16 protein-coding genes, 1 pseudogene and 1 riboswitch are annotated in these 17159 nt (G+C 58.9%); of the genes and pseudogenes, 9 read left to right on the top strand and 8 right to left on the bottom strand.

Going from position 1 to position 17159, the window contains the following annotated elements:
• The first annotated feature begins 78 nt into the window (after nt 1–78).
• Entirely contained in the window at nt 79–474 is a 396-nt protein-coding gene (locus AC1DWM_RS10895) for a DUF1090 domain-containing protein (protein WP_223518167.1), read from the top strand.
• Nucleotides 475–536: 62 nt separating this feature from the next.
• Here the strand turns inward: AC1DWM_RS10895 and AC1DWM_RS10890 are convergent, their stop codons facing one another.
• Nucleotides 537–986 carry a c-type cytochrome gene (locus AC1DWM_RS10890; protein ID WP_223518166.1) on the bottom strand — a complete coding sequence of 150 codons (450 nt, stop codon included), beginning with the start codon at nt 984–986 and terminating at the stop codon, nt 537–539.
• 128 nt (nt 987–1114) lie between these two features.
• On the opposite strand from AC1DWM_RS10890, the gene mltA reads away from it, so the two are divergent.
• Complete coding sequence (gene mltA, locus AC1DWM_RS10885; protein ID WP_477795183.1) at nt 1115–2299, top strand: murein transglycosylase A; 1185 nt, start codon at nt 1115–1117, stop codon at nt 2297–2299.
• 127 nt (nt 2300–2426) lie between these two features.
• Here the strand turns inward: mltA and AC1DWM_RS10880 are convergent, their stop codons facing one another.
• Both AC1DWM_RS10880 and AC1DWM_RS10875 read right to left on the bottom strand, forming a co-directional pair.
• Nucleotides 2427–2810 carry an MAPEG family protein gene (locus AC1DWM_RS10880; RefSeq protein ID WP_223518161.1) on the bottom strand — a complete coding sequence of 128 codons (384 nt, stop codon included), beginning with the start codon at nt 2808–2810 and terminating at the stop codon, nt 2427–2429.
• 40 nt (nt 2811–2850) lie between these two features.
• Nucleotides 2851–3684, bottom strand: coding sequence for an EamA family transporter (locus AC1DWM_RS10875; protein WP_477795182.1), 834 nt, complete (start codon nt 3682–3684; stop codon nt 2851–2853).
• Nucleotides 3685–3866: 182 nt separating this feature from the next.
• On the opposite strand from AC1DWM_RS10875, the pseudogene AC1DWM_RS10870 reads away from it, so the two are divergent.
• Nucleotides 3867–3959 (top strand): annotated as a pseudogene (locus AC1DWM_RS10870) (hypothetical protein); the annotation flags it as partial.
• A gap of 101 nt (nt 3960–4060) precedes the next feature.
• Here the strand turns inward: AC1DWM_RS10870 and AC1DWM_RS10865 are convergent.
• Together AC1DWM_RS10865 and AC1DWM_RS10860 are read right to left on the bottom strand one after the other, a co-directional pair.
• The gene (locus tag AC1DWM_RS10865) at nt 4061–4945 is read right to left on the bottom strand and encodes a formate/nitrite transporter family protein (protein ID WP_223518145.1); all 885 of its coding nucleotides are present in this window, start codon (nt 4943–4945) and stop codon (nt 4061–4063) included.
• Nucleotides 4946–5127: 182 nt separating this feature from the next.
• Entirely contained in the window at nt 5128–5532 is a 405-nt protein-coding gene (locus tag AC1DWM_RS10860) for an acyl-CoA thioesterase (RefSeq protein ID WP_317849413.1), read from the bottom strand.
• 198 nt (nt 5533–5730) lie between these two features.
• Nucleotides 5731–5833: riboswitch (S-adenosyl-L-homocysteine riboswitch) on the top strand.
• A 23-nt stretch (nt 5834–5856) separates the two neighbouring features.
• Here AC1DWM_RS10860 and ahcY point away from each other — a divergent pair.
• From ahcY to AC1DWM_RS10840, 4 genes are all read left to right on the top strand, one after another.
• Nucleotides 5857–7266: an adenosylhomocysteinase gene (gene ahcY / locus AC1DWM_RS10855; protein ID WP_452628479.1), complete on the top strand. Its 1410-nt coding sequence runs from the start codon at nt 5857–5859 to the stop codon at nt 7264–7266.
• 168 nt (nt 7267–7434) lie between these two features.
• On the top strand, nt 7435–8280 hold the full coding sequence (gene metF, locus AC1DWM_RS10850; RefSeq protein ID WP_477795181.1) for a methylenetetrahydrofolate reductase [NAD(P)H]: 846 nt from the start codon (nt 7435–7437) through the stop codon (nt 8278–8280).
• Nucleotides 8281–8404: 124 nt separating this feature from the next.
• Nucleotides 8405–9220, top strand: a complete 816-nt coding sequence (locus AC1DWM_RS10845) for a substrate-binding periplasmic protein (protein ID WP_223518137.1) — start codon at nt 8405–8407, stop codon at nt 9218–9220.
• A gap of 223 nt (nt 9221–9443) precedes the next feature.
• Nucleotides 9444–11318, top strand: coding sequence for an RNA helicase RhlE2 (locus AC1DWM_RS10840; protein ID WP_223518134.1), 1875 nt, complete (start codon nt 9444–9446; stop codon nt 11316–11318).
• Between the two features lie 166 nt (nt 11319–11484).
• Here AC1DWM_RS10840 and AC1DWM_RS10835 read toward each other — a convergent pair whose 3' ends face one another.
• From AC1DWM_RS10835 to AC1DWM_RS10825, 3 genes are all read right to left on the bottom strand, one after another.
• Nucleotides 11485–12081 (bottom strand): YceI family protein, encoded by a 597-nt coding sequence (locus AC1DWM_RS10835; protein WP_223518131.1) that lies wholly within the window; start codon nt 12079–12081, stop codon nt 11485–11487.
• Between the two features lie 32 nt (nt 12082–12113).
• Nucleotides 12114–12665 (bottom strand): cytochrome b, encoded by a 552-nt coding sequence (locus tag AC1DWM_RS10830; protein ID WP_223518128.1) that lies wholly within the window; start codon nt 12663–12665, stop codon nt 12114–12116.
• A 263-nt stretch (nt 12666–12928) separates the two neighbouring features.
• Nucleotides 12929–14653 (bottom strand): flavin monoamine oxidase family protein, encoded by a 1725-nt coding sequence (locus AC1DWM_RS10825; RefSeq protein WP_223518125.1) that lies wholly within the window; start codon nt 14651–14653, stop codon nt 12929–12931.
• Nucleotides 14654–14876: 223 nt separating this feature from the next.
• On the opposite strand from AC1DWM_RS10825, the gene AC1DWM_RS10820 reads away from it, so the two are divergent.
• Both AC1DWM_RS10820 and AC1DWM_RS10815 read left to right on the top strand, forming a co-directional pair.
• On the top strand, nt 14877–16283 hold the full coding sequence (locus tag AC1DWM_RS10820) for an adenosylmethionine--8-amino-7-oxononanoate transaminase (protein ID WP_223518123.1): 1407 nt from the start codon (nt 14877–14879) through the stop codon (nt 16281–16283).
• A 152-nt stretch (nt 16284–16435) separates the two neighbouring features.
• Nucleotides 16436–17155, top strand: coding sequence for a 16S rRNA (uracil(1498)-N(3))-methyltransferase (locus AC1DWM_RS10815; protein ID WP_452628485.1), 720 nt, complete (start codon nt 16436–16438; stop codon nt 17153–17155).
• The last annotated feature ends 4 nt before the right edge of the window (nt 17156–17159 follow it).

The following is a 17159-nucleotide window of genomic DNA, read 5'->3' as shown; positions in this document are numbered from 1 at the left end:
CCCGGGAACCCCTAGGTGCCGATGTGCTCAAACGCCCATCGCCACACTGACCCGCTTGCCTTTGCACATGGAGCTTTTATGAAATTTCTTTCACCGCTCGCCCTGCTGACCCTTTGCAGTGTGTTGGCCGCTCCACTGATGGCGGCTGAAGAAGCACCGGAGTTGACCGGCTGCGCGGCCAAGAAACAGGGCATCATCAACCAGATCGAACTGGCCAAGTCACATGGCAACGCCGACCAGCAAGCAGGCCTGGAAACCGCCCTGAGCGAAGTCACGGCTCATTGCACCGATGCTTCGCTGAAGAAAGAACGGGAAAACAAAGTCCTCAATGCCAAGCATGAAGTCAGCAAGCGTCAGGCAGACCTCGACAAAGCCATGAAGAAAGGTGACCCCGAGAAGATCAACAACCGAAAAGACAAACTCGCCGAGTCCCGCAAGGAATTGCAGGATGCGCTCGACGAGTTGGATAAATAAGGCGTTTTGCAGCGATCGCTCCCATGCTCTGCGTGGGGAACGATCGACCAGCCAAGCGAGAATCAATGATCCCGAAACTGTTTATGGCAAGCACTGCAGGCATCTTCAACTTTCTGCACCGCCGGCCCAAGGTTGCTGGCCTTGTAAGGCTGAACCTGGCTGGCGATCACCAATTCACCGGTGGCGGCTTCAAGGTTGCGGGACATTTCCTGAAAACGTGTCTGCTGTTGCCAGACATTGTCCTTGGCACTGGTGTGATCTTCTTCACGCACCTGTGGAAAATGTTTCCACGGTTCACGGGACAGCGCATCGAGCTTCACGGCACCGTTGGCGAATTTCGGGCCATCAAACGCAATGCGACCACGCAACATGCCGCCCAGGTCTTCACCGGTTTGGAGCATCTGCTTGAAGATCGCTTTGCGCTGACCCAGCGGCGAATTCGGGTCGACACCGCCACAAGCGGACAACATCAGGCACGCCAGCAATACAACAGAAAGTCTTTTAAAAATCATGGTGGCTTCAGGTCACGGGAAACGGCGGCCAGTATCCTCGTGTCATCGACAAAGACCAATAGCCCTATTATCAATACGGGTTGTTTGAGCGCATGGAGCACTCAGGCGACCGGCAAAGGAATTACTCCATGAACAGCCGTTTCAAGGCATGGCGTCACCACCTCGCGTGGACTCTTCCAATGGTGGCCGTACTCGCCGGCTGCACCGGCGGCGATAACAACAAGCCAAAAACCCACGCACTGGCCACCTATTCCAGAGCCACTTGGGAAGCGCTGCCAACGGTATCCGATAACGACCTGGTCGCCGGTTTCGGTTCGTGGCGCAGTGCCTGCAACCGACTCAAGGCCGACCCGGTCTGGGGCACGACCTGCGCGGCTTCCGCCAACGTGTCGCAAACCGCCCCTGATATCCGCAATTTTCTGAAACAAAATCTGGATGTCTATGGCCTGCGCGCCGCCAATGACAACCCCAATGGTTTGATCACCGGCTACTACGAGCCGGTCTACCCTGGCAGCCTGACCCAAACCACGACGGCAAACATCCCGGTCTATGGCGTACCCGAGGACATGATCATTGTCTCGCTGGACAGCCTCTATCCGGAACTCAAGGGCAAACGCCTGCGCGGTCGACTTGAAGGGCGAGTGCTCAAGCCTTACGACGATGCAGCAGCGATCGGGACCAAAGGGGCCAAGGCGCCGGTGGTTGCCTGGCTGACTGATCCGATGAACCTGCAATTCCTGCAAATCCAGGGTTCGGGGCGAATCCAGCTCGATGACGGTCGCCAACTGCGCATCGCTTACGCCGACCAGAACGGCCATCCGTATCGGCCCATTGGGCGCTGGCTGGTGGAGCAAGGCGAGCTGAAGAAAGAAGACGTGACCATGGGTGCGATCAGCACCTGGGCCAAGGCCAACCCGACACGCATTCCCGAGCTGCTTGCCAGCAACCCCAGCTATGTGTTTTTCACCCGCAACCCGGACAGCAACGAAGGGCCTCGCGGCTCATTGAATGTGCCGTTGACGGCGGGGTATAGCGCGGCAGTGGACCGCAAGGTGATTCCGCTGGGCAGCCTGTTGTGGCTATCCACCACTAAACCGGACGGCACTGCACTGGTTCGTCCGGTGGCGGCTCAAGATACCGGCGGCGCGATTGCCGGCGAGGTCCGTGCGGACCTGTTCTGGGGCACAGGTGAAGCGGCCGGGCAATTGGCCGGGGACATGAAGCAGCAAGGGCAGATCTGGATGCTGTGGCCTAAAGGTGCGGCGTTACCGCAAGTGCCTCAGGTGGCTGATGCGACCAACACTAAGCCCTGAGATCTGTAGTGCCGGTTAGATAGCTTTCGCGAGCAGGCTCGCTCCCACAATGGATCTTCAGTGATCCACCAGCCCCTGTGGGAGCGAGCCTGCTCGCGAAGGGGCCAGAAAAATCACTGAAGTTTTGTCAGACCGACACCACAAAGAAACTGACAATCAACCCCATCCCGACAAACCACACCAACGACCGCAAAGTCGCCCAGTCCGCCAGATAGCAAATGATGTACAGCAATCGACTGGTGATAAATAACACCGACAGCACGTTGATCGTCACCAGTTCGGCATTGCCGGCCAGGTGCGCCACGATCACCGCTGCGGCGAACGCCGGGGTCACTTCAAAACTGTTCTGTTGCGCTGCATACGCACGCCGGCCCAAACCCTCCAGCGAGTCGAGAAAATCCCGGGGATCATGGTTGTCTTTCAGTCTGAACCCGCCACTGATCTTGGCGACACCCGTGCCGATATACGGCAGGAAAATCACGATCAAAATGCACCACAGGGCAACCGTCATAGAGCAGTCCTTTCTTCAGTTTTAGGAATTCGGGTTTCGGTTAAAACTTCATCACCAATATGCCAATCATCACCAGTCCACACGCAAGCAGTCGTGGTCGACCAAAAGGTTCTTTCAGGTAACGCATGCCGAACAGCACCACCAGAATCACGCTGATCTCACGCAACGCTGCCGCTTCGGCAATCGAGCCCAGCTGCATAGCCCACAGCACCAGAGCGTAGCTGAACAACACACAGAATCCGACCGCCAGCCCCAGCCGCCACTGTTCACGCCAGAACAATCTGAATGCCGGGCGCTTGCGCACCAGCGCCAGCAACGGGAATGGCCAGGCACTGAACAACGTGACCCAGACCAGATAGTCCAGAGGATGTGACCAGCGCCGCAACGCCTGACCGTCGATGTAGGTGTAGCAACCGATGCACAAGCCGATCAGTGCCACCACGGGCAGCATTGACCATGGCAATCGCGCGCCACCACCGCCCTGCCACAGCAGGCACGCCATGCCGAACGGGATCAACAGAATTCCAAATATCTGCTGATTCGTCAGCACTTCCCCGGCAAAGATCAGCGTCAAGGCCAGCACCACCAGCGGCGACAAGCCACGCATCAGCGGATACACCAGGCCAAGGTCACCGACCCGATACGCTTGGATCAGCAGGTAACGGTAGAGCAATTCGAACGCCGCCGACGCCAGAATCCACGGCCAGATTTCGTTGGGTGGCACGCTCAAGAACGGCACCATCACGGCGACAAACAACAGCGCCACGCTGTCCATGCAGGCCACTACCAACAAGCGTTCCGCACTGAATTTGATCAGGGTATTCCACGCCGCGTGCAACAGCGCCGCTACTAACACCAGTGCTGTTGCAAGCACGGCACACTCCTTTATTTGTTTTTGTTCCCTGCGCAAAGCGCCCGGAGAATTGATTCGCCATAGATCAGCAGCTGTTTATACTGCAAGCGACCACGCCGCACTCAGTTGCGCACAGACTAATTCCAATAAATTCTGTCCATGCCCGCTCTCACCGAGAGCGGACATCGGCGTGCGTATGCCTGATCACAGCGACCTTGCTCGCCCTCGGCGTTGCCGCGTTCGGCATCGGCACCACTGAACTCGTCATCATGGGCCTGTTGCCCGATGTCGCTCGCCTGCAACTGCTGATCATCGATCAGGCTCACGCCCACATGGACAGCGTATTTCCTGTGGGAGCGAGCAAGATCGCGAAGAAGTTGACGCGGTACACCTGTCTTCACGCCTCTTTGCGCTTGCGCGGATCAGGTGCCTGATCCGCGCTTTTCTTCGGCGGCCCGCTCTCGCTGCGAATCTGTGCATGGCTGATCAAAGCAAAGATAAAGCTGCCACCAATGATATTCCCCGCCAGCGTCGGCCCGGCGAACACCAGCCAGAAATCTTTCCACGGCAACTCGCCGGCAAACACCAGGTACGACACCTCGGCGGAGCCGACCACGATATGGGTGAAATCACCCAGCGCCATAAGGTAGGTGATAAGAATGATGATCCCCATCTTTGCGCTCTCCATGGACGGAATCATCCAGACCATGGTGGCGATCATCCAGCCCGAGACGATGCCCTTGGCGAACATTTGGCCGGTGTGGTTTTCCATGACTTTGCGGCCGATTTCGAGAAAAGCCAGGTCGGTTTTGCTGTCGAAAATCGGCAGGTTCAGCATCACATAAGCCACCAGCAACGTACCGCACAGGTTGCCCACCAGCACCACCGTCCACAGGCGCAGCAACCGACCGAAGTTGTTGAATGTGGGCTTGGTCATGACCGGCAGCACGGCGGTCAGGGTGTTTTCGGTGAACAACTGTTGACGAGCGAGGATCACCGCGAGAAAACCGGCGCAGTAGCCAAAACTGGCGATCACTTTGAAGTGCTCGCCGTCCGGCAATCGTGAGTTGAGCAAACCCATGGCCATCAGCGACAGGCCCATGGTCAAGCCAGCGGCCAGCGCCGACCACCACAGGGCAGCGACACTGCGCTCGAGTTCCTGATCGCCTTGAGTGCGGATGATTTCGTGCAGCACCGCCGCACGGGGTGGCTGGTTTTTGTCGACTTCGTGCTGTTCTTCAGCCGAGAGGTTCGGGGTTTTGCCGTCTTTTGGGGTGTCCATAGCGTTCCGGAACCGGTGGCGTGTCATGTAGGTACGACACGCGTGGTTCGGAGCTGTTCAGTACTCGAATAAACGAAACCACTCCTGTAGGAGCCGAGCTTGCTCGCGATGGCGTCATTCGCATCACCGCCGAAACCGAAGTGAACCCATCGCGAGCAAGCTCGGCTCCTACAGGGCTCGCATTACGAGCCGGCCACATCATCCTGAAACTGATCTTTGACGTATTTGATCTCGGTACGACCATGCGGCGCCGGTAAGCCGTCTTCGCCCAAGTTGACGAACACCATCTTTTCCACGGTGAGGATGCTTTTGCGGGTGATCTTGTTACGCACTTCACACGTCAGGCTAATCGAGGTGCGACCGAACTCGGTGGCGGTGATGCCCAGCTCGATAATGTCGCCCTGGCGCGAGGCGCTGACGAAGTTGATTTCGGAAATGTACTTGGTGACGACGCGCTGGTTGCCCAGCTGGACGATGGCATAGATCGCCGCTTCTTCATCGATCCAGCGCAACAGGCTGCCGCCGAACAGCGTGCCGTTGGGGTTGAGGTCTTCAGGTTTTACCCATTTGCGGGTGTGGAAATTCATATTCACTCCTGAGCGTCTTGCGAAATGATGAGGGGCATCATGGCAGAGCCCGGGCTAGAGCTCTATTACGCATAGACTATGGTCTCGATTACCGTTCAGACATTGACCGACAGAAACGCTTTGGAAGATCAGCATAGCCCGCTATAATCGCCACCGTTTCAAAACGGTAACGATTCATTGATACCGTTTTCCCGCCACCTGTCCGAGGGGCGCTGCAGCAGGTTCGACCTGTCAGGCTCGGATGGGGCGTTGCTTGGCTGTGATCAGCCAGACACTAAACGCACAACGGCGCCCATTCGCATACATTACGAATGGAGGCTCTTCATGAGCGCTGTTATCACGCCTGCAGATTTTAACGATTACAAAGTGGCCGACATGTCCCTGGCTGCCTGGGGTCGTCGCGAAACCATCATCGCCGAATCCGAAATGCCTGCCCTGATGGGTCTGCGCCGCAAATACGCCGGTGAGCAGCCGCTCAAAGGCGCGAAAATCCTCGGCTGCATCCACATGACCATTCAGACTGCCGTGCTGATCGAAACCCTGGTTGCCCTGGGTGCCGAAGTGCGTTGGTCGTCCTGCAACATTTTCTCGACTCAAGACCAGGCTGCTGCCGCTATCGCTGCTGCCGGCATCGCGGTTTTCGCCTGGAAAGGCGAGACTGAAGAAGAGTACGAGTGGTGCCTGGAGCAAACCATCCTGAAGGATGGCGCGCCTTGGGATGCCAACATGATCCTCGACGACGGCGGCGACCTGACCGAGCTGCTGCACAAGAAATACCCGGCGATCCTGGACCGCGTCCACGGCGTCACTGAAGAAACCACCACCGGCGTTCACCGCCTGCTGGACATGCTGGCCAAGGGCGAGCTGAAAATCCCGGCCATCAACGTCAACGACTCTGTGACCAAGAGCAAGAACGACAACAAGTACGGCTGCCGTCACAGCCTGAACGACGCGATCAAGCGCGGCACTGACCACCTGCTGTCCGGCAAGCAAGCGCTGGTCATCGGTTACGGTGACGTGGGCAAGGGCTCCGCTCAGTCCCTGCGCCAGGAAGGCATGATCGTTAAAGTCTCCGAAGTTGACCCGATCTGCGCCATGCAAGCCTGCATGGACGGCTACGAGCTGGTTTCGCCGTTCATCGACGGCATCAACGACGGCACCGAAGCCAGCATCGACAAAGCACTGCTGGGCAAGATCGACCTGATCGTGACCACCACCGGCAACGTCAATGTTTGCGACTCGAACATGCTCAAAGCCCTGAAGAAGCGCGCTGTTGTATGCAACATCGGTCACTTCGACAACGAAATCGACACCGCTTTCATGCGTAAAAACTGGGCGTGGGAAGAAGTGAAGCCACAGGTTCACAAAATCCACCGTACCGGCCCGGGTGCTTTCGACGCTCAGAACGACGACTACCTGATCCTGCTGGCCGAAGGCCGTCTGGTTAACCTGGGTAACGCCACTGGCCACCCAAGCCGCATCATGGACGGTTCGTTCGCCAACCAGGTGCTGGCACAGATCTTCCTGTTCGGTCAGAAGTACGCCGACCTGTCGCCTGCCCAGAAAGCCGAGCGCCTGACCGTTGAAGTACTGCCGAAGAAACTCGACGAAGAAGTGGCCCTGGAAATGGTCCGCGGTTTCGGCGGCGTTGTGACTCAACTGACCAAGACCCAGGCCGACTACATCGGCGTGACCGTCGAAGGTCCGTTCAAGCCGCACGCTTACCGCTACTGATTCGCTGACCGGCGACGCGGTGTTCTGATACACCGCATCGCCTGATTCGCCAGCAAGCCGGCTCCTACAAAGGAAACGCGTACGACGCAATCCCTGTAGGAGCTGGCTTGCCAGCGAAGGCGTCGTAACGGACACACCGTTGGCTCTCGCGTTTCCAAGGATACGACCATGTCCCAAGACCGTCGCTACAGCTTCGAGTTCTTCCCTACGAAGACCGACGCTGGGCATGAAAAGCTGCTCGCCACTGCCCGTCAGCTGGCTACGTATAACCCCGATTTCTTCTCCTGCACCTATGGCGCTGGCGGTTCGACCCGTGATCGCACCCTCAACACCGTGTTGCAGCTCGAAAGCGAAGTCAAAGTCCCTGCCGCACCGCATATGTCTTGCGTGGGCGACAGCAAGGACGACTTGCGCGGCCTGCTGGCCCAGTACAAGGCTGCCGGCATCAAGCGTATCGTTGCCCTGCGCGGTGACCTGCCTTCGGGCATGGGCATGGCCAGCGGTGAAATGCGCCACGCCAACGACCTGGTCGAATTCATTCGTGAAGAGACCGGCGATCATTTCCACATCGAAGTCGCCGCTTACCCGGAAATGCATCCGCAAGCGCGTAATTACGAAGACGATATCGCCAATTTCGTGCGCAAGGCTAAATCTGGCGCCGACAGTGCGATCACCCAGTACTTCTTCAACGCTGACAGCTACTTCTACTTCGTCGAGCGTGTACGAGCGTTGGGCGTGAATATCCCGATCGTGCCGGGGATCATGCCGATCACCAACTACAGCAAACTGGCGCGTTTCTCTGACGCCTGCGGCGCGGAAATCCCGCGCTGGATCCGCAAACAGCTGGAAGCCTACGGCGACGACACCCAGAGCATTCAAGGCTTTGGTGAGCACGTCATCACCGAAATGTGCGAACGCCTGTTACAAGGTGGCGCACCGGGGCTGCACTTCTACACACTGAATCAGGCTGAAGCGAGCCTGGCAGTGTGGAACAACCTGAAGTTGCCGCGCTGAAACAGTGCAAAACCATGAAAAGGCTCTGGCGAAATCCAGGGCCTTTTTTATGGAATATGTCTTGTGTGAGAGCTTCTGGATCCAGTTTCTGGCTCTTTATGATTTCTCGTCGTAATCTCAAGCCATGCCCCTGATTTCGCAATGTCTGACAGTGCTGCTTTTTACTTGCCTGAGCTTCGCAGCCCGGGGCGAGAAGCTGCGCATTGTCACTGAGCCGTGGGCGCCTTACGTCTACGAGGAAAATGGCAAAGCCCTGGGGCTGGATTACGAAACCACAGCCATCGTCTTCAAACGCCTGGGGATCGAAGTGGAGTGGCAGTTCCTGCCGTGGAAACGCTGCCTGTCGATGCTCGAAACCGGCCAGGCGGATGGCGTGCTGGACATTTTCCACAGCGATGAGCGTGACGCGACCCTGCTCTATCCCATTGAACCGCTCTCGGATGTCGAGTTCGTGATGTTCTATTCCAACGACCGGCCTTATCCGTTTCGCACCCTGAACGACCTGAAAGGCCTGACCATCGGCACCTCGCCGGGCTATCTCTACAGCAAGGACTTCAGCGAATCGCCGCTGTTCACCCGTGAACCGGCGCCGACCCATGAAGCCAACTTTGGCAAGCTGATACGCGGGCGGATCGACCTGTTGATCACTGATCGCCGGGTCGGCCAGCACTTGCTCGATGAATTGGGTATCCGCGACAAGATCACTGAAAACCCGACCGTCATCAGCCACCAGAGTCAGTTTCTGGCAGTACGTAAAAATGCGGGCATGGATTTGCTGGTGCAACGTTTCGGTGCCGAGCTCAAGCGCTTCAAGCGCGAACCCGCCTACGCGGAGCTGAGCGCCCGTTACGGCGCGGAACCCGGTGCCGCCCTTAAAGCCGACACCGCCACCGCGACCACTGCAAAAACCGTTGAGCAGCAGGAAAGCGGCGCGCAGTGATTGCTCTGTTATACTCCGGCCTTCCCGCCAGGCTCACGCCCGGACGCTCGGACTTGTTAAAGGCATCTTGACCCCGCTACAGCGCAGCTCTTCAGCCCGCGCGAGCGCTCCAGACGAGCTTTCAAGGCCCAGCAGGACCGGACGGGATTGCGTTCTTCTTAAACGCCATTCGCGCCAGGCAAGACTCCCATTGGGCCAAGCCCTAACTAAAACAGGATTACTCATGTCCTTTGCTTCCCTCGGTCTCTCCGAGGCTTTAGTCCGCGCCATCGAGGCAGCGGGCTATACCGAGCCCACTCCGGTGCAACAGCGGGCCATTCCCGCCGTGTTGCAAGGTCGCGACCTGATGGTTGCGGCTCAGACAGGTACTGGTAAAACCGGTGGCTTCGCCCTTCCGATCCTGGAGCGGTTGTTCCCTAACGGTCACCCGGACAAATCCCAGCGTCATGGCCCGCGCCAACCGCGCGTATTGGTCCTGACCCCGACCCGCGAGCTCGCGGCTCAAGTACACGAGAGCTTCAAGGTCTATGCCCGTGACCTGAAGTTCGTCAGCGCCTGCATCTTCGGCGGCGTTGGCATGAACCCGCAGGTTCAGGCCATGTCCCGCGGTGTTGACGTACTGGTGGCCTGCCCTGGCCGCCTGCTCGACCTCGCCGGCCAAGGCAGCGTCGATTTGTCCCACGTGGAAATCCTCGTGCTCGACGAAGCTGACCGCATGCTCGACATGGGCTTTGTCCATGACGTGAAAAAGGTTTTGGCCCGTCTGCCAGCCAAACGGCAGAACCTGCTGTTCTCGGCGACGTTCTCCAAGGACATCACCGACCTCGCCGGCAAGCTGCTGCACAACCCGGAACGCATCGAAGTCACGCCACCGAACACCACGGTCGAGCGTATCGAACAGCGCGTGTTCCGTCTGGCCGCCAACCATAAGCGTTCGCTGCTGGCCCACCTGATCACCGCTGGCGCCTGGGAACAGGTGCTGGTGTTCACCCGCACCAAGCACGGCGCCAACCGCTTGGCCGAGTACCTGGACAAACACGGCCTCAGCGCCGTCGCGATCCACGGCAACAAGAGCCAGAACGCCCGCACCAAAGCCCTGGCCGATTTCAAGGCCGGTGAAGTGCGCATTCTGGTGGCCACCGACATCGCCGCTCGCGGCCTGGACATCGACCAGTTGCCACACGTGGTCAACTTCGAACTGCCAAACGTCGACGAAGACTACGTTCACCGCATTGGCCGTACTGGCCGTGCCGGTCGTTCGGGCGAAGCGATCTCGCTGGTCGCGCCGGACGAAGAGAAGTTGCTGAAAAGCATCGAGCGCATGACCAAGCAGAAGATTGCCGACGGCAACCTGATGGGCTTCGACTCAAGTGCAGTAGAAGCCGAGAAACCAGAAGTGCGCGAGCGTCCGGATGTGCGTAACCCGCGCAACCCACGTGGCCCGCGCGGCGACGGCCCGAACGGCACCGGTGGTGGTGGCGGTCGTAAAGACAAGGGCAAGGACAAGGGCGGCAAGGAAAAACCTGCCGCTACTGGCCGTGGCGATCGCCCGGCGCGTGAACACAAGCCACGCGAAGGCACCCCGGCTCGCGAGCAACAGCGCCCGGCCCCTCGCGCCGCTGCTGACCGCGCTCCGGACGAGTTCCTGGACGACGATATCGATAACTTCGGTAACCGCGTTGATTACGTCCCGCAAGCCAAACCGGCTCAGGGCCGTGGTCGCCGTCCGGGTGCTCCGGCACAAGGCACGGCTGCTGGCGCAGGTGCTCCGCGCACCGGCGGCAAGCCTCAGGGTCGCCAAAGCGGTCCGCGCAGCAGCGATGGCGCCACCACCGGCACGCCGCCGGCCAAACGCAGCGGCCCACGCAGCGGCGCTCCACGTGACGGTCAGGCCCGTCGCGAAGAAAGCCGCAACCGTCGCCCTGCTCGTGACGATCAGCCGCGTTCGGAACCCGCCGTGCAAAACCCGCGCAGTCCAGCGCCGAAGATCATTCACAAGGAGTCGAAAACCGATCGTTTCCCGACTCCTGAGCAACTTGATCAATTGCCAGGCCGTCCGCGTGGCGAAAAACCAGCGTTGCTGACCCGCAATCGCTGATTTATCGCTGCCATAAAAAATGCCCCTGATCGCGAGATCAGGGGCATTTTTTATGCACTAACGTAAAACTGTAGGAGCAAGGCTTGCCCGCGATGGGTTCACCTCGGTTTCGCAGGTGTTGCTAATAGTGCTATCGCGAGCGAGCTCGGCTCCTACCGTCTCAGCATTACTTCGCTTTCACACCTTCAAACGTCACGTACAGCTCGACCGCATCGGACGCTGGACCCAGGTTTTTTTGCTTGCCGAAATCGGAACGCTTGATGTCGAAGGTGCCCTCGAAACCGGCACGGTAGCCGCCCCATGGATCCTTGCCTTCACCCAGGAAAGTAGCCTTGACCACGATTGGCTTGGTCACGCCCAGGATAGTCAGGTCGCCGGCCACATCGGCAGTGTCTTTGCCAGCGGCATTTTTACCCGTTGGTGTGACGCTGGTGGAAACGAAGGTGGCTTTGGCAAACTTGCCCGAGTTCAGGAGATCATCATCGCCGGCTATGTGCTTGTCGCGCTCAGCATTGTTGGAGAAAACGCTGGCGGTGTTCACATTGAACTCGATCTTGCTGTCTTCAGGCTTGGCAGCGTCGAAGCTGAACTTGCCGTCGATGTCCTTGAAGGTACCGGTGATGAAGCTGTAGCCCAGATGGCTGATCTTGAAGTTGACGAAGGCGTGCTGGCCAGTTTTGTCGACAACGTAGTCAGCGGCCATTACGTTGGCGGACAGCAGAGCAGAACCGATTGCCAGAGCGGCGAGAGTCTTTTTCAACATGCTTTGTTTTCCTAGGGAGTCGAGGTTGAACTTCAGGCTTTGCGACCCAGCATTCGCTTGAGGGTCACATCACGGTCGATAAAGTGGTGCTTCAATGCTGCCAACGCATGGAGGCCGGAAAAAATTACCAGCACCCACGCCAGGTAGAGGTGAATCGCACCGGCGTTATCTGCCTGGTCCGGCAGTCCGGAAATCAGGGCAGGCACTTCAAACCAGTCAAACACCGGAATACCGGCACCTTCTGCGGTGGAAATCAGGTAACCGGCAATCATTACAGCGAACAGGCAGAGATACAGAAAGGCATGGCCGAAATGGGCACCCAGACGCGTCATGCGACTGTAGCTGGTCAAGGTCGGTGGTGGTGGGCTGACGAAACGCCACAATACCCGCAGCACCATGACGCCCAGCAAGATCAAACCAATGCTCTTATGCAGATCCGGCCCGTCTTTGCGCCATGGGTCGTAATAGTCGAGGCCAACCATCCACAGTCCGAGGGCGAATAAACCGAATACGGCCAGTGCCACGCCCCAGTGCATGATAATGCTGACCCAGCCGTAGCGGGAGGTAGAGTTACGTAGCTGCATTGCCTAGATCCCTGTAAGTGCTGGCCAAAGACTATCGGGTTATCTATCGAATTAAAGCTGAAGTTTTCGCTTTGAAATCTCGAGAAATACGATCAGGAGCTTGTAATGAGCGTGTTAAGGAAAGATTAAAGACTACTGCGTGAGAAAAAATGAAGTCCAACAGAAGAACACCTGCGCCCCAGGGTTTATTCGATTCCCGGTACTGGTTTTCTTCACCCATAAAAAAACGCGGCATCTCTGCCGCGTCTTTTTAATCCCGACGCTTACTGCGCCTTGGTAACCGTTGTCGGTGTCGCAGCGGGTTTAGCCGCTGGTTTCTTCACCGGAGCCTTTTTGGCTTCGGTTTTGGCTGCAGGCTTCTTCGCCGGAGCTTTAGCCGGTGCCTTTTTGGCAGGCTCGGCTTTCACTGGCGTTGCAGGCTTCGGTGCTTCGACCGGTGCCGGTGCAGCTACTGGAGCTGGAGCCGGTGCTGGTGGAGTGACAGGCTCAGGTGCCTTGACCGGCTCTGGCTTCTTGGCGTCATCCGAACCACCGAACAGGTTGCTGAAGAAGTTACCTTTCTTCGCCGCCACCGCGCCGGCCGCCGCTGCCGTCGCCACTTTCGCCGGCTCAAACGACTTGCCCGCCGCCAGGTCTTCAACCTGACTGGCCGCACGCTGGCCGGTGCGCAATGCGCCTTCCAGAGTGCCCGGGTACAAGGTGTCAGTGTGTTCGCCGGCGAACGCTACGCGCTCAATCGGGCGCTCCCACAGGCGCCAGTATTTGCTGATCTGGCCCGGGCCAAAGGCCAGGTAAGCGCCGCCCATCGACGGGTCGGTGCTGTAGCGGCGGATTTCATAACCGGTGAAAGAACCACGCGCCTGTGGATAAAAGGCGTGCAGGCGAATCAGCACCTGATCGACCATTTGCTTGTCGCCGAACGCCTGCATCACACGAGCGTTGTCGCCAGACAGGTTGATCACCACGTTGGCGCCGCCCTTCAAGGCAGGCTCGATCCACAACATGCCCAGGCCTGTATTGCTGAAAATCTCGCCGGACATGCGCGCTTTGGATTCCCACACCGGCGTCTTGAACTTCAGCATGATCTGGTCGCGCCAGCCGTAGTTGGTGCCTTTGATGGCGCCCATGTGCTGGGCATCCAGCGACGGGGTCATCTGGATCTTGCCCAGTGCGCGCAACGGCACCGCCAATACCACGTAATCAGCCTGATAGCCGACGCTACCCACTTTGACGGTCACGCCGTCCTTGTCCTGAGTGATCGAAGAGACCGGGGAGTTGGTCTTGATCGTTTTCAGTTGTTTGACGAACGCCTGGGCCAGTACCGGGCTGCCGCCAACCAGTCGCGAAGCACGCAGGTCACGATCGGAAGTGCCACGGTAAACACGGCTCTGCTGTGCGAAGTACAACAGCGACAAACGCGAAGGTTCGTCATAGCGGGTACGAATCTGCTGATTCACCAACTGACGAGCAGTCGCTGGCAGGTTCTGCTTGTCGAGCCAGCTGGACACGGTGATCTGATCCAGCGCGTGCAGCGTGTTGTTGGCAATCGGGTTCTGCGGGTCGTCAATCGAGCGCGCCAGATCATCCACGGTTTTTTCGAAGCGCTTGAGCGCTTCGGCAGTGGCTGGCTGCTTGGTCGCCAGATCGGCGGCGGTGAAATACTCACCATCGATCAGGTAGCCTGGAGTCCGCACGAATTCAGGGGCTGGCGTGGTGCTCAGCTTGAAGGTCGACACGTACTTGTTCAGCACCGGCTGAGTCTTGTCGTTGCCGATCCACTCGCTGGTGGCCATGCCGGAGCGACCGCCCAGGCTCGATTTGGCTTCCAGCAGCGTGACCTGCCAGCCTTTGTTTTGCAGCTCGTAAGCCGCGGTCAGGCCAGACAGCCCGCCACCGACCACGATCACGGTTTTATCCTTGGCCAGCGCAGACACGCTGAACAGCCCCAACATCACCAGCGCACAGGCGCGCAGCCAACCGACAGACATTCAGCGAACTCCGGAAATACATGAAGAAAAAACAGTTTTTACGAGTCAGTCGACTCCAGGAACCGCGAAGGATACGTCAGGCTTCAGACGCCTGCCAGCAGCGTCTATCGACCGATACAAAGTAGCTCAATCGACACAATGGGTTGTCCCCAAGCCACGCATTGCATAGGCTTGCGCGATTGTTTGCCCGCCTACGTCGCGGGTAGCCTCGAGGAGACAGAAAATGGGCCTGAATAAACAGTGGATGGAACGCGATCTCGCGGTGTTGTGGCATCCCTGCACCCAGATGAAAGACCACGAACAGCTACCGCTGATCCCGATTAAACGCGGGGAAGGTGTGTGGCTGGAAGACTTCGAAGGCAAGCGCTACCTCGACGCTGTCAGCTCCTGGTGGGTCAACGTGTTTGGCCACGCCAACCCGCGCATCAATCAGCGCATCAAGGATCAGGTCGATCAGCTGGAGCACGTGATCCTCGCTGGCTTCAGCCATCAGCCGGTGATCGAGCTGTCCGAGCGGCTGGTGAAGATGACCCCGGAAGGCCTGACCCGGTGCTTCTACGCCGATAACGGTTCGTCCTGCATCGAAGTCGCACTGAAAATGAGCTTTCACTACTGGCTCAACCGCGGCCAGCCGAACAAGAAGCGCTTTGTCACCCTGACCAACAGCTACCACGGCGAAACCATGGCGGCGATGTCGGTGGGCGACGTGCCGCTGTTCACCGAAACCTACAAGGCGCTGCTGCTGGACACCATCAAGGTGCCGAGCCCCGACTGCTACCTGCGCCCCGAAGGCATGAGCTGGGAAGAACACTCGCGCAACATGTTCGCCGCCATGGAACAGACCCTGGCGGAGAACCATGACAGCGTCGCGGCAGTGATCGTCGAACCGCTGATCCAGGGCGCTGGCGGCATGCGCATGTACCACCCGGTTTACCTCAAACTGCTGCGCGAAGCCTGCGACCGCTACGGCGTGCACCTGATCCACGACGAAATCGCCGTCGGCTTTGGCCGCACCGGCACGATGTTCGCCTGCGAACAGGCCGGCATCCGCCCGGATTTCCTCTGCCTGTCCAAGGCCCTCACCGGCGGTTACCTGCCGTTGGCGGCCTGCGTGACGACCGAAGACGTCTACAGCGCCTTCTACGACGACTACCCGACGCTGCGCGCCTTCCTGCATTCGCACAGCTACACCGGCAACCCGTTGGCGTGCGCCGCCGCACTGGCAACGCTGGATATCTTCGAAGAAGACAACGTCATCGAGAACAACAAGGCGCTCGCCCAGCGCATGGCCTCCTCCACCGCGCACCTGGCCGACCATCCGAACGTCTCGGAAGTACGACAGACCGGCATGGTGCTGGCCATCGAGATGGTCAAGGACAAGGCTACGAAAGAAGCCTACCCGTGGCAGGAACGTCGTGGCTTGAAGGTGTTCCAGCACGCACTGGAACGCGGTGCTTTACTACGACCGTTGGGCAGCGTGGTGTATTTCCTGCCGCCGTACGTGATCACGCCGGAGCAGATCGACTTTCTGGCCGAGGTGGCCAGCGAAGGCATCGACATCGCGACGCGTAACAGCGTCAGCGTTGCGGTGCCGAAAGACTTCCACCCGGGATTCCGTGATCCGGGCTGATTGATTTCACCCGATCTTCTGTGGTGCCTGGTCTGCCGCTTTCGCTGGCAAGCCAGCTCCTACAGTTGATCGCGGTCGTTGTAGGAGCTGGCTTGCCAGCGATAAGGTCGGCACGACCTTTAGACGCTTTAGACCCTTTTCAGAGAACCCGCATGAGACTGTCCCGCTTCTTTATCGACGCCCCCCTGAGCACCGGCGAACACGAGTTGCCCGAAGCCCAGGCCCATTACATCAGCCGCGTACTGCGCATGGCCGAGGGCGATGCGTTGCAGCTGTTCGACGGTTCGGGCCACGAGTTTCGCGCCACGCTGGTGGAGGTCGGCAAGAAACGCGTCGTCGTGCAGATCGATGAAAGCTTCGCCGGCCAGGTTGAATCACCGCTGGCGATCCATCTCGGCCAGGGCCTGTCCCGCGGCGAGCGCATGGACTGGGCGATTCAGAAAGCCACCGAATTGGGCGTCACTGAAATCACCCCGATCTTCAGCGACCGTTGCGAAGTCCGGTTGAAGGATGAGCGCGCCGACAAGCGCCTGATGCACTGGCGCCAAGTGGCGATCAGTGCCTGTGAACAATGTGGGCGTTCGCGGGTGCCGGTAATTCATCCACCGCTGCTTTTGGCGGACTGGTTGAAACAGGCACAAGCCGAGTTGAAACTGGTGCTACATCCGGTGGCGGAGCCGTTGGTCAGTCACGCCAAACCTTCCAGCCTGGCGTTTCTGATCGGCCCCGAAGGCGGGCTGTCCGACGCCGAAGTCGAACAGGCCAAAGCCAGCGGTTTCCACGCCGCCCGCCTCGGCCCTCGCGTGCTGCGCACCGAAACCGCGCCAGTGGTGGCACTGGCGGTAGCGCAGCAACTGTGGGGCGACTTCTGACGCC

The organism is Pseudomonas sp. P4_C8 (genome assembly GCF_056401975.1).
The sequence above is the reverse complement of the archived record's forward strand: the minus strand, read 5'-3'. Positions and strand labels throughout refer to the sequence as shown.